At 39.3% G+C, this 16,120-nt stretch carries 18 protein-coding genes; 7 read left to right on the top strand and 11 right to left on the bottom strand.

Features of this window, described 5'->3' with window-relative positions; translation table 11 throughout:
* Positions 1 to 22 precede the first annotated feature (22 nt).
* The 4 genes from moaD to JFU20_RS18885 are packed head-to-tail and all read right to left on the bottom strand — an operon-like array spanning position 23 to position 2,494.
* Complete coding sequence (moaD, locus tag JFU20_RS18900; RefSeq protein ID WP_201038832.1) at positions 23 to 256, bottom strand: molybdopterin converting factor subunit 1; 234 nt, start codon at positions 254 to 256, stop codon at positions 23 to 25.
* Between the two features lie 2 nt (positions 257 to 258).
* Entirely contained in the window at positions 259 to 723 is a 465-nt protein-coding gene (gene moaE, locus JFU20_RS18895; RefSeq protein WP_002164944.1) for a molybdopterin synthase catalytic subunit MoaE, read from the bottom strand.
* Positions 720 to 1,241 carry a molybdopterin-guanine dinucleotide biosynthesis protein B gene (gene mobB, locus JFU20_RS18890; protein WP_002143449.1) on the bottom strand — a complete coding sequence of 174 codons (522 nt, stop codon included), beginning with the start codon at positions 1,239 to 1,241 and terminating at the stop codon, positions 720 to 722. The genes moaE and mobB overlap by 4 nt, the downstream gene beginning before the upstream one ends.
* Positions 1,205 to 2,494, bottom strand: a complete 1,290-nt coding sequence (locus tag JFU20_RS18885; protein ID WP_201038831.1) for a molybdopterin molybdotransferase MoeA — start codon at positions 2,492 to 2,494, stop codon at positions 1,205 to 1,207. The genes mobB and JFU20_RS18885 overlap by 37 nt, the downstream gene beginning before the upstream one ends.
* 83 nt (positions 2,495 to 2,577) lie before the next feature.
* Here JFU20_RS18885 and moaC point away from each other — a divergent pair, with 83 nt between their 5' ends.
* Positions 2,578 to 3,063 (top strand): cyclic pyranopterin monophosphate synthase MoaC, encoded by a 486-nt coding sequence (gene moaC, locus JFU20_RS18880; RefSeq protein WP_002129484.1) that lies wholly within the window; start codon positions 2,578 to 2,580, stop codon positions 3,061 to 3,063.
* A 42-nt stretch (positions 3,064 to 3,105) separates the two neighbouring features.
* On the opposite strand, the gene JFU20_RS18875 is transcribed toward moaC, so the two are convergent.
* From JFU20_RS18875 to JFU20_RS18850, 6 genes are all read right to left on the bottom strand, one after another.
* On the bottom strand, positions 3,106 to 4,119 hold the full coding sequence (locus tag JFU20_RS18875; protein WP_201038830.1) for a molybdopterin-synthase adenylyltransferase MoeB: 1,014 nt from the start codon (positions 4,117 to 4,119) through the stop codon (positions 3,106 to 3,108).
* 16 nt (positions 4,120 to 4,135) lie between these two features.
* Positions 4,136 to 5,149, bottom strand: coding sequence for a GTP 3',8-cyclase MoaA (gene moaA, locus JFU20_RS18870; RefSeq protein ID WP_201038829.1), 1,014 nt, complete (start codon positions 5,147 to 5,149; stop codon positions 4,136 to 4,138).
* Positions 5,150 to 5,346: 197 nt separating this feature from the next.
* A complete protein-coding gene (locus JFU20_RS18865) occupies positions 5,347 to 8,160 on the bottom strand; it encodes a BclA-related collagen-like exosporium protein (protein WP_201038828.1) in 2,814 nt (937 codons plus the stop codon).
* Between the two features lie 121 nt (positions 8,161 to 8,281).
* Positions 8,282 to 8,605 (bottom strand): hypothetical protein, encoded by a 324-nt coding sequence (locus JFU20_RS18860; protein WP_002015643.1) that lies wholly within the window; start codon positions 8,603 to 8,605, stop codon positions 8,282 to 8,284.
* A 20-nt stretch (positions 8,606 to 8,625) separates the two neighbouring features.
* Positions 8,626 to 8,850 (bottom strand): spore germination protein, encoded by a 225-nt coding sequence (locus JFU20_RS18855; protein ID WP_000512595.1) that lies wholly within the window; start codon positions 8,848 to 8,850, stop codon positions 8,626 to 8,628.
* Between the two features lie 77 nt (positions 8,851 to 8,927).
* Entirely contained in the window at positions 8,928 to 9,233 is a 306-nt protein-coding gene (locus JFU20_RS18850; protein WP_000141214.1) for a rhodanese-like domain-containing protein, read from the bottom strand.
* 199 nt (positions 9,234 to 9,432) lie between these two features.
* Here JFU20_RS18850 and JFU20_RS18845 point away from each other — a divergent pair, with 199 nt between their 5' ends.
* Positions 9,433 to 9,615 (top strand): hypothetical protein, encoded by a 183-nt coding sequence (locus tag JFU20_RS18845; RefSeq protein WP_002015640.1) that lies wholly within the window; start codon positions 9,433 to 9,435, stop codon positions 9,613 to 9,615.
* Positions 9,616 to 9,663: 48 nt separating this feature from the next.
* Here the strand turns inward: JFU20_RS18845 and JFU20_RS18840 are convergent, their stop codons facing one another.
* Entirely contained in the window at positions 9,664 to 10,788 is a 1,125-nt protein-coding gene (locus JFU20_RS18840) for a homoserine O-acetyltransferase family protein (protein ID WP_201038827.1), read from the bottom strand.
* A 152-nt stretch (positions 10,789 to 10,940) separates the two neighbouring features.
* On the opposite strand from JFU20_RS18840, the gene JFU20_RS18835 reads away from it, so the two are divergent.
* The 5 genes from JFU20_RS18835 (at position 10,941) to JFU20_RS18815 (ending at position 16,088) form a co-directional block, all read left to right on the top strand.
* The gene (locus JFU20_RS18835) at positions 10,941 to 13,124 is read left to right on the top strand and encodes a spore germination protein (protein ID WP_201038826.1); all 2,184 of its coding nucleotides are present in this window, start codon (positions 10,941 to 10,943) and stop codon (positions 13,122 to 13,124) included.
* A 16-nt stretch (positions 13,125 to 13,140) separates the two neighbouring features.
* Positions 13,141 to 14,235 (top strand): spore germination protein, encoded by a 1,095-nt coding sequence (locus tag JFU20_RS18830; RefSeq protein WP_002015704.1) that lies wholly within the window; start codon positions 13,141 to 13,143, stop codon positions 14,233 to 14,235.
* Positions 14,211 to 15,290 carry a Ger(x)C family spore germination protein gene (locus JFU20_RS18825; RefSeq protein WP_002164936.1) on the top strand — a complete coding sequence of 360 codons (1,080 nt, stop codon included), beginning with the start codon at positions 14,211 to 14,213 and terminating at the stop codon, positions 15,288 to 15,290. The genes JFU20_RS18830 and JFU20_RS18825 overlap by 25 nt, the downstream gene beginning before the upstream one ends.
* A gap of 92 nt (positions 15,291 to 15,382) precedes the next feature.
* Complete coding sequence (locus tag JFU20_RS18820; protein ID WP_000038778.1) at positions 15,383 to 15,568, top strand: hypothetical protein; 186 nt, start codon at positions 15,383 to 15,385, stop codon at positions 15,566 to 15,568.
* A 97-nt stretch (positions 15,569 to 15,665) separates the two neighbouring features.
* Positions 15,666 to 16,088 carry a pyrophosphohydrolase domain-containing protein gene (locus tag JFU20_RS18815; RefSeq protein ID WP_002015702.1) on the top strand — a complete coding sequence of 141 codons (423 nt, stop codon included), beginning with the start codon at positions 15,666 to 15,668 and terminating at the stop codon, positions 16,086 to 16,088.
* Positions 16,089 to 16,120 lie beyond the last annotated feature (32 nt).

Raw genomic sequence — 16,120 nt, 5'->3', positions numbered from 1 at the left:
TTTTCATAGCATAAATCCAATATTAACCACCACTCACTGGTGGTATTAGTGCAACTACATCACCAGTGTGTATCGTGTCATCTTCATTTGCGTACTCTTCATTAATCGCAACCATAATTGGCGCTGAAACTGGTACATTATATTCTTTCGCAACAATATCTTTTAACTCTGCAACAGTAATATCTTCTTTCTCTATTTGTAATTCACTCTTTCCTGCTTCTTCTTGCAAGTTCGCAAATAACAATACTCGAATCATATTTATAACTCCTTCCCAGGCTCTCCTGCTGGATATGGTGTTTTTTCTAATTGGTCACCAATCCATGAGTCACCATCTTCCCAAAACTCCTTTTTCCAAATTGGAACAATTTTCTTAATACGCTCCATAATATATTCATTCGCTTCATAAGCCTCTTTGCGATGAGGCGTTGATACAGCAACAACAACCGCTATATCAGAAATTTGCAGCGTGCCGATGCGATGCGTAATCGCAACATGTGTACCGGGCCACTTCTCCTTCACTTCTGACCCAATTTTCTGTAGCATCTTTTCTGCCATCGTCTTATAAGCTACATACTCTAAGTATAGTGTACGACGCCCTTTCGTAAACTCCCTAACTGTCCCGATAAATGTTGTAACAGCACCACATTCACGGCGAACTACTTTCTTTGTCACCTCTTCAATCGAGATTTCTGTATCAATTACTTCATAATACGTATTTATCATTTTGCACCCCTAGCTGTTTGTAAAAACCAGTCTATATACAATTTTTCTTCTGTTATATGAAATACTTTATATTCTTCTCGTACATTTGACGAAGCATCATACCACGTAATAACTGCCGCTATATTTTCTACTTTATGTAAAAGTTCAGCGTCTTCCGCAGAACGAAGTAACACTACTTTCGGATAGTTCTCAGCTTTATAGCCCTCTATTAAAATCGTATCTACTTCAAAAAATTCGTACAAGCGGATAATTTCTTGCAAGGACCATTCATCTCGCAAAGAGGACAAAGATAGTAATCCAGCACCTTCTACACTACTTACTACAGCACCAGCTTTTCGGTGTCTTTCACTATCTTTTTGCGCTACTTCAGGAAAGCCCCCGTGACCATGATGTTTAATTGTAGCAACCTTCATTTCTCTTTCAGCTAATGCATGTACCATCTTCTCTACAAGTGTTGTTTTCCCGCTATTTTGATACCCTACTATTTGTAAGATTGAAGAGGCTTTGCCCACGGCCAATCACTTCCCTCAGAGCATTCTAACAATAATACAGACACTTTCATTCCTGCTTCAAATCCTCTCGTTCCTCCAGGCAGCACGATAAAAGCATTTGCATCCGCAAGTGAAGAGACCGCACTCGATTTATCTAAACCGACTGGCATCGCTTGTAGTGCCCCATTAACAATACTCGCTTTCGCTCTTACAAAACGAGTAAACGGATTTGGTTTCGGAAAATCTTTTTGTAAAATAGCATCAGTTCTATATACGTGAGGCTCCTTCACATGCAAATACGTTTTCATAATTGGATGCACAAATAATTCGAAACCTACATAACAAGCTGATGGATTACCTGATAAACCAAAGAGTAGCTTTCCATCAACTTCAGCTACTGTCGTTACACTTCCAGGTCTCATCGCTATTTTATTAAAGAGTACATTCGCCTGTAACCTTTCATAAATAGCTGGCAAATAGTCGTAATCCCCTACTGAAACACCGCCCGTTGTAATTAAAATATCAACCTCATCCATCGCTGATTTAACAGCTGTAAAACATGCATCTAACTCATCGGCAAGTTGCCCATAGTAACGCACTTTCCCGCCAGCTTTCATAATTTGAGCGGCAATCATGTAAGAGTTACTATTTCTAATTTTCCCTGGCTCTAACGCCTCATGCACTTCTAGTAATTCACTTCCTGTCGTTACAATACCGACAACAGGCTGTTTTACAACTTTCACAGTGCTATATCCAAACGTCGCTAATAATGCGGCAACACCTGGATTGATTAAGACACCTTTCTTAACGAGGACTTGATTTTGTTTTATATCTTCTCCTTTAAATGACACATTGTCACCGTTTTGGAAAGGACGTTTTAACTTCATATATGTACTTTCGTTCCTCTCGAATCCTTCCGTCAGTTCTAGCATTACGACTGCATTGCAATCTTCTGGAATAGCTGCTCCTGTCATAATACGAACCGCCTGAAAAGCCCCTACTTCTTCTGTAAAAACAGATCCTGCTCCGATCTCTCCTATTACTTCAAATTCAATCGGCTGCTCTTGACTCGCTTCCTTCGTGTCTTCTGCTCGAATTGCGAAACCATCGTAAGGAGAACGATCAAAGTGAGGAACGTCGTGATCTGAGACAACATCCTCTCCAAGAATCCTCCCATAACTTTCTGTAATAGAAACTTCTTCTACTTCACCATGCTTAGCATATTTCATAACCCGCTCTACAGCCTCAGCAACTTGAATCGGGATTCGTTTTTCTACCATTGTTTCTCACCTCATATTTGCAAAATATCTAATCTCGATTACACTTTATATATTAAATCGCAAGTACTTCAAGGAGGAATTCCATGTCTTCATTCACACATTTCAACGACCAAGGGCGCGCTAAAATGGTTGATATAAGTGACAAAAAAATAACCGTTCGAACAGCAATAGCATGCTCTAGCATTCTCGTTACAAAAGAAATTTTTGATAAAATCTCACGCAACGAAATTGGTAAAGGTGACGTATTAGCCGTCGCACAAATCGCAGGTATTATGGCTGCAAAACGTACTTCTGATATTATCCCAATGTGCCATCCTTTATTATTAAAAGGTGTTGATGTCTCTTTCGATTGGAAACAGTCAGAAGAACAATATCGGCTACTTATTGAAGTAAAAGTTAAAACAGAAGGTAGTACCGGCGTTGAGATGGAAGCTTTAACAGCTGCTTCCGCTACCGCTCTTACTGTATATGACATGTGTAAAGCCGTTGATAAGGGTATGATTATTGGCGAAACGTACTTACTTGAAAAAACGGGCGGAAAAAATGGAGATTATATTAGAAATTCTTAATCCTACCTTTTCCATTTGAACCTAAAGGATTCCCCTTTAGGTTCAACCTATATATCTTGCATATAGTCGTTTCGCAACATTCATATCATTCGTACCATGAATAAACGCCCTGCCATCTGTAAATAAAACAAAACGATATTCTTCCACTGGAAATGATAATAAATACGGCGTTGCTTTTACATCCACACTTTTTTGTAAGCGCTTTTTAATTTCTTTTAAATTAAAACCCTGACGCACACCTGGACGGATTTGAACTGTATTTCGCCCACATAATACTTCTGTTTTCGTTTGTGCTTCAAATGTTAAACTCGGATATGTACGTAACTTTCCACAGGATAAACATGTATCCTTTTTCTGCCTATTCACTTTAAATGCCATCTGTTGATTATTCCAAAGATCAAATGATAGCATCGTTTCACGAAGTGCCTCAAAATCTTCTACTAATATTTTCAAGGCTTCCGTTATTTGATGTGCAACTACTAATTGCACCGCTGGCTGTATAATACCGGCCGTATCACATGTCGCTCCGCTCGCCGGATGTTCCATTAAACATCGAAAACACGGCGTTTTTCCTGGCAAGATTGTATAAGTTACTCCGTAACTTCCAACACATCCTCCGTATATCCATGGAACGTTATACATCTGGGATATATCATTAATAAGAAGGCGCGTTTCAAAATTGTCTGTCGCATCTAATATTAAATCTACACCTTTAATTAACTCTTCCATTTCTTGCACCGTTACATCAGTCACAACCGGTACAATTTCTACTTCGGAATTAATTGCCTTTAAATGTTCTGCTGCCGCTATCGCTTTCGGCTTATAATGCTTCGCATCTTCTTCTGTATATAATTGTTGCCTTTGTAAATTACTCCATTCTACATAATCACGATCCGCAATTGTAATTTTTCCAACACCTGCTCTAACAATTGCTTCTGCATTCGCTGCTCCAAGCGCACCAGCACCGATGACGAGCACGTGCTTCCCTCTTATTTTCCGTTGCCCTTCTTCCCCAACACCAGAAAATAACATTTGTCTTGAATATCGCTCTTGCATACGACATCCCCCTTTCTTATCCTCCTATATAAGACATTTCAATTTTCGGACGATTTTCCGCACTTTCTTCTGTCCGTTCATCTGAATATCGATCTTTTCTATTCTCCCATACATATTGTATAGCTTTTAATAACTCATTATCCGAAAGGTTTTCCCTGAGAAGTTTCCTTAAATCCATTCCTTCTGTCGCAAACAAGCAAGTATAAAACTTTCCATCTGCTGAAATTCTTACTCTCGTACAAGAAGAACAAAATGACTCAGAAACGGAGGTAATAAAACCAACCTCTACATTCGTTCCAACGTATCGATACCGCTTCGCAACCTCACCAAAATAATGAGCTTCAACTGGCTCAATTGGATACACCCCATGAATCATATCAATTAATTCTCGTTTCGTAATAACTTGATCAAAATTCCATCCATTCGTACTGCCAACATCCATAAACTCAATAAACCTAAGCGTGATTCCTTGTTCTTTAAAATACGCAGCAACCGGAAGTACTTGATGATCATTCATTCCTTTTTTCACAACCATATTTACTTTCACTTCAAGGCCTGCTTCTTTCGCTGCCATAATTCCTTTTAACACTGGCTTCGTATTCATATTCCGGCCATTAATTGCGCGGAACACATTATCATCTATCGCATCCAAACTAACATTTACTCGGTGTAACCCAGCTTCTTTTAACGCCTTCGCTTGCTTCGTTAAATGAATCGCATTTGTCGTTAATCCTATATCTACTAAACCGTCAATTTTCACGAGACGTTCGATAAGTTTTGTTAAGTCCTTACGGAGCAAGGGTTCGCCACCAGTAAGTCTAATTTTCCGTACACCGATGCTAACAAATACTTTTGCTAATCGCTCTATTTCATCAAATGTCAGTAAAAACTCATCTTTCAAAAAAGCATAATCAGGACCAAACACTTCCGCTGGCATACAATACGTACACCGTAAATTACAACGATCAATGACAGAGATGCGTAAATCTTGAAGTGGACGTCCGAAAAAATCTTTAACCTTCTCCTGCATCGCCACTCTCCCTTTCTGCCAAATTTATACCTCTCTTCATTCTATTATAATATATTTTTGAACCGCGATGTTTTTGCTCAAGTGAATAAAGTGAAACTTTAATCACTGGGGGTTTTGTCCATCCCCACTGATTATTAGCCCACAAATAGAGGGATAAAAAACCTTGAAACATAAAAGTTCCAAGGTTTTTTTGCTTATTAACTTAATCTAATAATAGTTAGAGTAGCTCCTGGCGTTGTCGTAGATAATGTAGCCACTGCAAGTAATCCAAATAACTGTAAACTAATAGCAGCTCCAGCAGGCAAGTTAGCAATTATTGGTGCACTAAATGAACCAGTAGCCACTGCCGGGGAGTTTATCGTTCCCGCAAGCGGACTGCCATTTACAGTTATACGCGAACTTACAAGTAAAGCTGCCGTTATATTAATTGTGTAGGCTATATAATAATTACCTGCATTTGTAACGGTAAACACAGTATTTCCACCACTAACTGTTATTCCCGGTCCAATATTTTGATTGTTCGGTAATGGTATATTCGTACCGCCTAACAACACGGAAATGGCACTTCCTGAAGTATTATTTGCAAAGGAATACGTTGCAGTTGTACTAACTCCAGTCACCCCGGTCGCTCCAGTGGCTCCAGTGGCTCCTGTTGCTCCCGTTGGACCTTGGATTCCTTGTGAACCTGTTGCCCCCGTTGGACCTTGAATTCCTTGTGAACCTGTCGCTCCTGTTGCCCCCGTTGGACCTTGAATTCCTTGTGAACCTGTCGCTCCTGTTGCTCCCGTTGGACCTTGAATTCCTTGCGGGCCTTGCGCTCCTGTTGGACCCGTGTCCCCGGTTGGGCCTTGTGGACCTTGTAAACCTTGCACACCTTGCGGACCAGTTGGACCTATTTCTCCTTGCACACCTTGTATTCCGGTTGGGCCTTGTGGACCAGTCGGACCTTGCACTCCTTGTATCCCTTGAATTCCCTGTGGGCCTTGTGCTCCTGTTGCACCCGTTGCCCCTTGTATCCCTTGTGGGCCTTGACCTCCTTGGATTCCTTGAGGACCGGTTGGACCTTGAATTCCTTGCGGGCCTTGAATTCCTTGCGGCCCTTGATCTCCCGTTGCTCCCGTTATACCTTGGATCCCTTGTGGACCTTGAACACCTTGCGGACCGGTTGGGCCTATGTCTCCTTGTACTCCTTGTATTCCTTGTGGACCCTGCAGCCCTGTTGCTCCGGTTGCACCAGTTACTCCAGTTGCTCCGGTCACACCCGTCGCCCCTGTTGCTCCCGTATCTCCTACTCCTCCCGTTACACCTGTCGCTCCTGTCGGACCAGGTGGTCCACCGGATGGACCTGTCACTCCCGTCGGACCTGATGGACCTGTTGGGCCAGTCGGTCCGGCTGGGCCTCCTGATGGACCCGTTACACCTGATGGACCCGTTACTCCAGTTGCCCCTGTAGTCCCTTCCCCTGTCGCCCCTGTTGTACCCGTATCTCCAGTTACTCCTGTCGGCCCTTGGATTCCTTGAATTCCTTGTGGGCCTTGCACCCCTTGCGTACCCGTCGGCCCTTGAATTCCTTGGATTCCTTGAATTCCCTGTGGACCCATTGGACCTGTTGGACCTATATCCCCTTGAGTACCTTGCACTCCTTGCGGGCCCTCTGGACCTGTTGCTCCTATATTCCCTTGAACACCTTGAACTCCAGTTGCTCCTTGTGCTCCGGTTGCTCCTGTTATACCTTGAATCCCTTGTATTCCCTGAATGCCTTGTGGACCTTCTGGACCTGTTACTCCTATTGGTCCTTGAATTCCTTGGATTCCTTGTGGGCCCTCTGGACCTGTTGCTCCAGCTGGTCCTGGCACTCCTTGTATTCCTTGCGGACCCTGAAGTCCTTCTGGGCCTTCTGGGCCTGTTGGTCCTATATCACCCATTGGCCCTTGAATTCCTTGGACTCCTTGTAAGCCTGTGTCCCCGGTTGGACCAGGTACCCCTTGTATTCCTTGTGGGCCTTGATCTCCTGTTGCTCCTGTTATACCTTGAGGTCCTATGGCCCCTTGTATACCTTGCGGACCTTGATCTCCAGTTGCCCCCGTTATCCCTTGAATTCCCTGAACCCCTTGGATTCCTTGTTCACCAGTTACTCCTGTCGGACCTGGAATACCTTGAATACCTTGCGGACCTTCTGGACCCGTTGGTCCAATTGGCCCTTGAACCCCTTGTATTCCTTGCAGGCCCTGTGCTCCTGTTTCTCCTGTACTTCCAGTCGGACCTGTATTTCCAGTCACTCCCGCACTTCCAGTTACTCCAGTATTTCCAGTCGCTCCCGTCGCACCTGTACTTCCACTCGGTCCACCTCCTGGCCCTGTCGCACCAGTTGCTCCAGTCGGACCTGGAGGTCCTCCAGATGGGCCAGTTATCCCTGTTGGACCTGTTATTCCAGTCGGACCACTAATCCCCTGACCAGTCGCTCCTGTTGCTCCCGTATTTCCACTCGGTCCTTGTGGGCCTTGTATCCCTTGAGCTCCTTGTATTCCTTGTGAACCTGTTGCACCCGGTCCCCCTTGCACTCCTTGAATTCCTTGAGGTCCCTCTGGCCCGGTAGCTCCAATCGGCCCCTGTAATCCCTGTATCCCCTGTATACCTTGTGCCCCAGTCGCTCCGGTCGGACCAATTGGACCTTGTAACCCTTGCACTCCTTGAGGTCCTGTCGCTCCAGTTTCTCCCTGTGGTCCCCTTAATCCTTGTGGTCCCTGCTGTCCTTCTGGTCCTGTTGCACCCATTTGTCCAGCTGGTCCTTGAATCCCTTGCACTCCTTGAGGTCCTGTCGGGCCCATCTCCCCCATCGGACCTTGAAATCCCCTTGGTCCTTGTGGGCCAGTCGGGCCTTGTGGACCGGTTGGACCAGTAATCCCAATGCCAGTAAATCCCGTTGGAACGGGAGGAAAAGTAGGTCCAATAAGATTCGGTGAAATTCTGAAATTAGAGTTTAATGAATTTTGTCTATCGCGCTCTTTCACACCTTCACCACCTAAACACCATCTTTTTTACTTTAAACAAACCTCTTCTTCTTAATATGTATTTACAAAAACAATCTCAAAGACTATTTTTATTCTAAATAATAAAAACTCCCTTAATTCCTTAAGGGAGTCCAGCAATTGAATCCATATTATCTGTATTAGGGACAGCTTGCGATATACTCGACACATTTGCACCTTGCCCCATATTTGTTCCCGTTACAGTACCAGCAGGGGTACCTCGTGTATAGGTTGTCGTCACCGAATCTCCCGGTTGTAAACAAAGCTTCGTCTCCGTCCCTATTACTGTAACAACGTCAATCCAAGTGCACCCCATTGAACCACTATACGATTTCGAAGCAGTAAATGAAGTATCACTCAAATTATCCCCTGTAAATATATTCCCAGTATTATTAACGATAATAAATTCTTTAATACGTGCAGGCATACTTACACTCTACCTTTCCTTTATGCACCTAATGTACGTGTACTCGTCGCTAATGGCGGAAGAAACACTGATGTTCTAATCACAGCTTCTGGCTGTCGTTTCCCATTTAAAAAAACAGCCGCACTCGATCCTCCAGCACCAGCATATATTTTTGCCACAGCTAAAGGTGAGATATCATAACAGTCGCCAACATTAACAGCTCCTGTATTATTTATAATTTTTACTTTACGCATGTTAATTCCCATTTCGCCTCCCCCTTTTGTATACTGTATGCAAAAGAAAAAAACTTGAAACAGACTCGTTTCAAGTTTTTAACAATTAACTATTTCGTTTCACCTTCATATTGAAGCATACCGCCAACCATATTCACCGTTTTAAATCCTTGCTCATTTAAATAATGGCATACGTTTTCACTACGCATTCCCGAACGGCAAATAAAGATATATTCATTCTCTTTCTCAAAGAAATCTACTTTATTTGGAATATCGCCCATTTTAATATGTACAGCTTCCGGAATTTTCCCTGCCGCAACTTCTTCATCTTCCCTTACATCTACTAAAAATAATGTTTCTCCATTTTCTAAACGCTCTTGCACTTCTTCTGTAGTAATTGTTTTTACTTCTGTCATATGTAGTTCCTCCTTATATACAATAAAACCTTCAGTTTCTTCTTTAAACAATCATTTCTCATCAATTTTAGCATGCGAAGGAAGGAACGCAAAGAATGGAACATTTATTTCTCAATTTCCCCGCAAAACTTATTCTTTACAAACATAACTGGCGCATTGTATCCTCAATATACTTGTTTGATGAAAGGAGCCAGTTAAAATGACACTTTTTCTTTTCATTATGGGCATCATTTTCTTAGTTTTTGCAGTTATTGCTCTTAGTATGAAAAATAATAAAAAGATAAAATCCCCTCAAGAAATGTCATTCTTATTTCTATTACTTAGTATAGCTTTCTTCGGTTTATCAGTCGCTTCATATATTTTCCGTCTGCAAATCATGTAAAAAAAGGTGCCTACTATAAATCATGCACCTTTCCACATTAATTATTTCCTACACAAAACTAGATACTTTCCGGTTTAAAAACTCATAAACTTTCTTTTCAAATAAATGAACATCTAATGCCCCAGCCATATGCCCATTTATACTTTCTATCTCATACACTTCTGCATATTTCCCCTGTTTTTGCAAAATGTCTACCATTTTATAATTATAACGAGGTGGCTGAAGTAAATCTTGTTTGCACGGAATCATAAGTACATTCGCTTCTATATTAGAAAGAGCCTCTTCTAAAGAAGAAAATCCATGCGCAATATCATGTAATAAGACTGCTTTCGCAGTGTACATCCACGAATTTGCATCTACTAAATCTATACTTTTGCATGTCACTTTATTAATCTCTTTCTCAAATGATGTTAATGCAGAAAATTCCTGATAAGGTGCCATTTCTATACTATTCCGTGGAAATGCCGTTTCATAAAAATGTTCATCAAACGCATTCATAAACATCATTCGATTTGCTAAATGAAGTCCCTTCGTTGGCTGCTCCTCTCCGTATTTTCCACCTTTCCAATTTGGATCAAGCTGAATTGCTTCAATCGCATTTTGCGCTACATTGCCCGACGTTATAATTGGATTTTGCGGATTCGTAATAACTCCAATCATTCGTTCTACCATATGCGGATAGTGGACAGCCCATTGCTGCGCAATCATCCCTCCTGCTGATGGCCCCATTACAGCATGCAATCTAACAATCCCCATATCTTTTATTAACTCATATTGCATACGTGCTACATCTAAAAATGTGAAAACTGGAAAATCCATCGCATACTCAAAACCAGTCATCGGATTTATCGATTTTGGTCCCGTTGTAATCACGTAGGGGTTCTTCACCTGTGCATTACAAAGGTTATCAGTACATATAACGAAATATTTATTTGTATCAATTGCTTTCCCAGGTCCAATTAATCCATCCCACCAACCAGCTTCCTCATCATGCTCTGTATATTTTCCTGCCGCATGACTTGTTGCACTAAAATAGTGACAAACCAAAATCGCATTTGATCTTTCTCTATTTAAAGCACCATACGTCTCATACCCCATTTGAACAGGAATTTCCCTACCATTTTCAAACACAAACTCTTTTAAAACAAACTTCTCCTTTTTTACAATTTGCACAGACTCGCCTTCTTCCCGTCATATTATAAACTCCTTACTAAAGGATTTTTTCTACGGAAAGCATTCTCCTTCTTCTTTTCATAAATAAATGAATAATATACAAAAATAGCCACAAAATAGCACTATATTACAAGATCAAAGAGGGCATACATATGATTTGGAATTGGTTACGTAAGAAAAAAAACTCAAATACAGCAGAAGCAAAAGAGACAAATGAATCGGAACAACAGCCTAACGATCAAGAGAACAATAACACAAAGCAAACTAGAAGCATGAAACAGAGCAAAGATAAGAATAGCCAGCAAAAAAATATGGAACAAACTGAGGAACCTTCTAAGCAAGATGATTCTTCTCAAAACAAGCAGCAAAATTCTAAGCAAGATGATTCTTCTCAAGACAAACAGCAAAATTCTAAACAAGAGGATAATTCTCAAAGCAAACAACAAAATTCTAAACAAGAGGATAATTCTCAAAACAAACAACAAAATTCTAAACAAGAGGATTCTTCTCAAAACAAACAGCAAAATTCTAAACAAGAAGATAATTCTCAAAACAAACAACAAAATTCTAAACAAGAGGATTCTTCTCAAAACAAACAGCAAAATTCTAAACAAGAGGATAATTCTCAAAACAAACAACAAAATTCTAAACAAGAGGATTCTTCTCAAAACAAACAGCAAAATTCTAAACAAGAGGATAATTCTCAAAACAAACAACAAAGTTCTAAACAAGAGGGTTCTTCTCAAGACAAACAGCAAAGCTCTAAACAAGAGGATAATTCTCAAAACAAACAACAAAATTCTAAACAAGAGGATAATTCTCAAAACAAACAACAAAGTTCAGGAAGTAACAGCATTTATGACTTTAGTAAACCAAAGAGGGACCACATTCATTCTCTACAAGACTTAATAACGAAACTAAAAGAGTCTAGTGATTTTGTTAATTATCATACATCTGATGATGAAATAATGCCTTATTGGATTTCTTACTATCGTCCTTCACTTGATGGGGAAAAGCTACAAAAGTATTTAATGCCTACACTTTTAGAACGACCTTGCGCTTCACTCGAAGAATTAAAAGAACATATTCCGATAAGCGGCATTACAATTACAAACGATTTACAAAAAATCGAGGATATGGTTTTAAAGGGACATGCGATTATTCAATTGAACCAGCAAGATCAAAAATGTATGCTTGCAAACATTGCAATTGATACTTACCGGGCGCCCAGTCCTCCATTAAATGAATCAACAGTTATTGGCCCTCAGGAAGGTTTCGTAGAAGCTATTGATACGAATATTAATTTAGTACGAAAACGCCTTCCTGTTTTAGAGCTACAAACAAAAGAGATGATTATCGGGGAGTTTTCAAAGACAAAGGTTGTCATGATGTATTTAGACAACCTCGCTGAAAAAGATAATGTGGATTTTCTAGAGGAGTCATTACGCGCTCTTGAATATGATCAAATTAACGATAGTGCATATATACAAGAATTAATGGGGGAAAAATCTATTTTTCCGCTCTATATAAATACAGAGCGTACTGACAGAGTTACAAAGGCACTTATCGATGGCAAAATCGCTATTTTTGTTGATGGTTCTCCAAGTGTCCTCTTAACTCCTGTATCATATTTTGATTTTTTCATTTCACCAGAAGACTATAACGTTTCTTGGTTATACGCTACATTCTCAAGGATTTTACGGCTAATCGCTGTTTTATTCTCAATTTGCGCGACACCATTATATGTTGCCACTTTAAACTATCACTATGAATTAGTTCCTAGTGATTTATTGGAAACGTTAATTTTATCAAGGGCGCAAGTACCGTTTCCACCTTTAATTGAAGCACTCTTCTTAGAACTTGCCATTGATTTATTAAGAGAAGCTGGTGCGAGATTACCAATGAAAGTTGGTCAAACACTTGGTATTGTAGGCGGTATCGTAATCGGACAAGCATCTGTACAAGCTGGTTTAACGAGTAATATTTTATTAATTATCGTTGCCTTATCAGCGTTAGCTTCCTTTATTACGCCCATTTATAAAATGGGTAACGCCGTTCGTTTACTGCGTTTCCCATTTCTCGCCTTTGCAGAAATAGGTGGTCTATTTGGTATCTCTCTTGGATTTATCTTTTTATTTACCCATCTTTTTAGACTAACTTCTTTACGTAAACCGTACGCACTTTTTTATCCAACTAGACAACAATCCTTTAAAGATTCTTGGATTCGTTTTCCATTAACAATGATTGATACTCGAGATGTTCAAGCAAGACCGCAACACGTAAAGAAAGCAACTAATGGAATTTCTACAAAACATACGTCAGATTTTGATGATTAAGAAATGAGGTGCATCGATGAGTAAAATTAAAGCAGAACACCAAATATCACCCGTCTTCGTTTTCTTTTTAATTCACGGTGCACAATTTGGTGCTGGTGTTCTCGGATTCGCTCGAATCATTGCAAAGGCAGCTGGATACGACGGCTGGATGGGAGTTTTAATTACAGGAATCGGTATCCATATTCTTATATGGATGATGTATTTCTTATTAAAAGAAACAAACGGAAATTTAATTGATTTACATCGGCAAACATTTGGGAAATGGCTAGGAAACGGCATTAGTATCATCTTTATGGCTTATTTTTTTATTGTAAGTATTTCTGTAGTTAGAACATATGTCGAAATTATTCAAGTATGGATGTTTCCTAGTGCATCCACCTGGATGCTCACATTCTTTTTATGCTTAATAAGTTATTACATTATTTCATCAGGCTTCCGCGTCATTACAGGCATTTGTGTCATTTCTGTTGGCGGGACCTTAGGATATCTTTTTCTAAGTCTTTTTATTTTGAAATTCGCACATTGGGATAATTTACTTCCGATGTTTTCACATTCTTTTACCGATATTTTGAAAGCGGCCAAACTATCTATTTATAGTATGACAGGGTTTGAAATTTTTCTTATGGTTTATCCGTTTGTTAAAGAGCCAGAGAAGTCCCATAAATTCGCACAATATGGGGCATTATTCTCTAACTGCTTATATTTGTTTAGTACTATTCTCGCTTTTACTTTCTTTAGTGAAAAACAACTACTCAAAACAATTTGGTCTCAACTTTCAATGACACAAGTTATTAAGCTTCCTTTTATAGAGCGACTTGAGTATATTGCTATTTCCGCTTATGCTCTCGTTATTGTTACGAGCTTTATTCTACCTTTATGGGCTGCTACTAGAGGAACTCATGAAATCTTTCGTGTTAAGCAACGTAGCATTTTAATCGCCTTTATGCTTATCACCTTAGTTGTTTCACAACTTTTAACGAACAGGCATGATATTAATGATTTTATTAGCAATACATCTAAAGTTAGTTTTTGGCTTATATATGTATACATCCCAATTCTATTTATTATTGTGTGGGTGAAAAGAAAATGGAAAAAACCAAAAGAAAATTAATACTTCTTATTTGCATCAGTATCTTCAGTCTAACTGGTTGCTTACAAAAAAATATTATTGATGATGTTCAACTCATTCAAGGAACTGTCTTCGATACAGCAAAAGATAATAAAGTAAAAGTTACATTTGTTTGTCCTATACAAAAAAAGGGCAATAAAGTTCAAGTTTATGAGGGAACAGGAAACGCAGTAAAACAAGTAAAGGCAGATACATCTTTAGAATCTTCGCAACCGTTCGCAAGCGGTCAAATGCGTGTTGCCTTATTCACAACAAAGGTTGCTAAAAAAGGATTATCCACCTCCTTTGACACATTAATTCGTGATGTGAATATTGGTAATTCACTGTATGTGGGACTATTAGAAGGAAGTGGTACTGAACTATTTAAAGGAAAATACAGTACATCTTATAATGTTGCAATTTATATAAAAAAAATGTTAGAACATAATATGGAAACCGGCCCTTTACCAACTGACAATTTATATTTAGGTGCTTTTCGGTACTACCGTGAAGGACAAGATTCTTATATGCCTATCCTGAAAAAACATGGAGATAAAATAAAAATTACTGGTATCGGTCTCTTAAAAAAGGATAAGTTAGTTGGAACAATCAAGTACCAAGATATGTTTGTTTTCAAAGGACTACTAGAAAAGCACCGCTTAGACTCACATGAATTTAAAACCAATCCTGGCTATGCAATGATTAATAATATCCTTTCCATTCCTACCTACGAAGTAAACATAAAAAATGGAAAACCTTCTTTCTATATTCATGTAAAAATGGAAGCTCGTATTCAAGAATTATCTCAAAAATTCAACTTAGAAAATGAAAAGAACACGCAAAAAATAGCGAAATCAATTGAGAAACAATTAGATGCGAAAGCTACAAAACTAATTAAACAATTTAAATCTCTAAATGTTGATCCTCTTGGACTCGGAGCAAAATATAGACAACATTATCGCCCATTCAAATTAGAAGAGTGGCGAAAAATGTATAAAGATGTCCCTATTAAAGTAAAATACACCGTAAATATTACAAATTCTGGTGTAATTGAATAAGTTAATGATTGAACTCCCCTCTCTGGCATGGTACAACGGAGAAGGGAGTTTTTATTTTTAAATAGAGAAAAGGGATATTTACGGGGGAGCTTATGTCTAAAAAATTAGTAAAACCTATTTTAAATGGTATTTTATTTCTCGGCGTCTTTTTATTTGCTCATACATACTTAAAAAATGTTTCCTTCACACGTTATTTACTTGTCGTTATACCAATGCTACTCATCGGAATGTTTGGCATCGATCTTATTTTATCCATTTTAATTAAGAAAGAAGAATAAAGAGCGAACATCTTATTTCTATAAGATGTTCTTTTTATTAAACAATCACCTTATGTTACAATAAACTTCGGCACAAAATGAGAAAGGATGAAACAACATGACAAACGAAAAAGGTTTAGATAAAGGATACGAACTTGTTGCAAAAATGCATGAAGAATTCGGACATCCTGTGACAAGTATTCCAACAAAACTAACAGAAGAGCGTGCAAAAATTCGTGCTAGCTTTATGCAAGAAGAGCTAGAAGAATTTCTAGAAGCAACGACTGTTGAAGATCAATATGATGCACTTATTGACCTTATTTACTTTGCATTTGGAACATTTGCAGAAATGGGCGTACGTCCAGATAAAGGATTCGAAATTGTAAACAACGCAAACATGGCAAAACTATTCCCTGATGGGAAACCTCGATTCCGTGAAGGCGACGGCAAAATTCTAAAACCAGAAGGCTGGCAAGCACCAGAACCACAACTTCGTGCTGAAATTGAACGTCAGCGCCAAGAAGCTGAAAAAAACTGCTAGGATTTCCTAGCAGTTTTTTATTATGTCTTTTT

It is taken from the genome of Bacillus sp. TH30 (genome assembly GCF_016650875.1).
GTDB lineage: Bacteria > Bacillota > Bacilli > Bacillales > Bacillaceae_G > Bacillus_A > Bacillus_A mycoides.
This window is presented reverse-complemented; position numbering and strand designations above follow the sequence as displayed.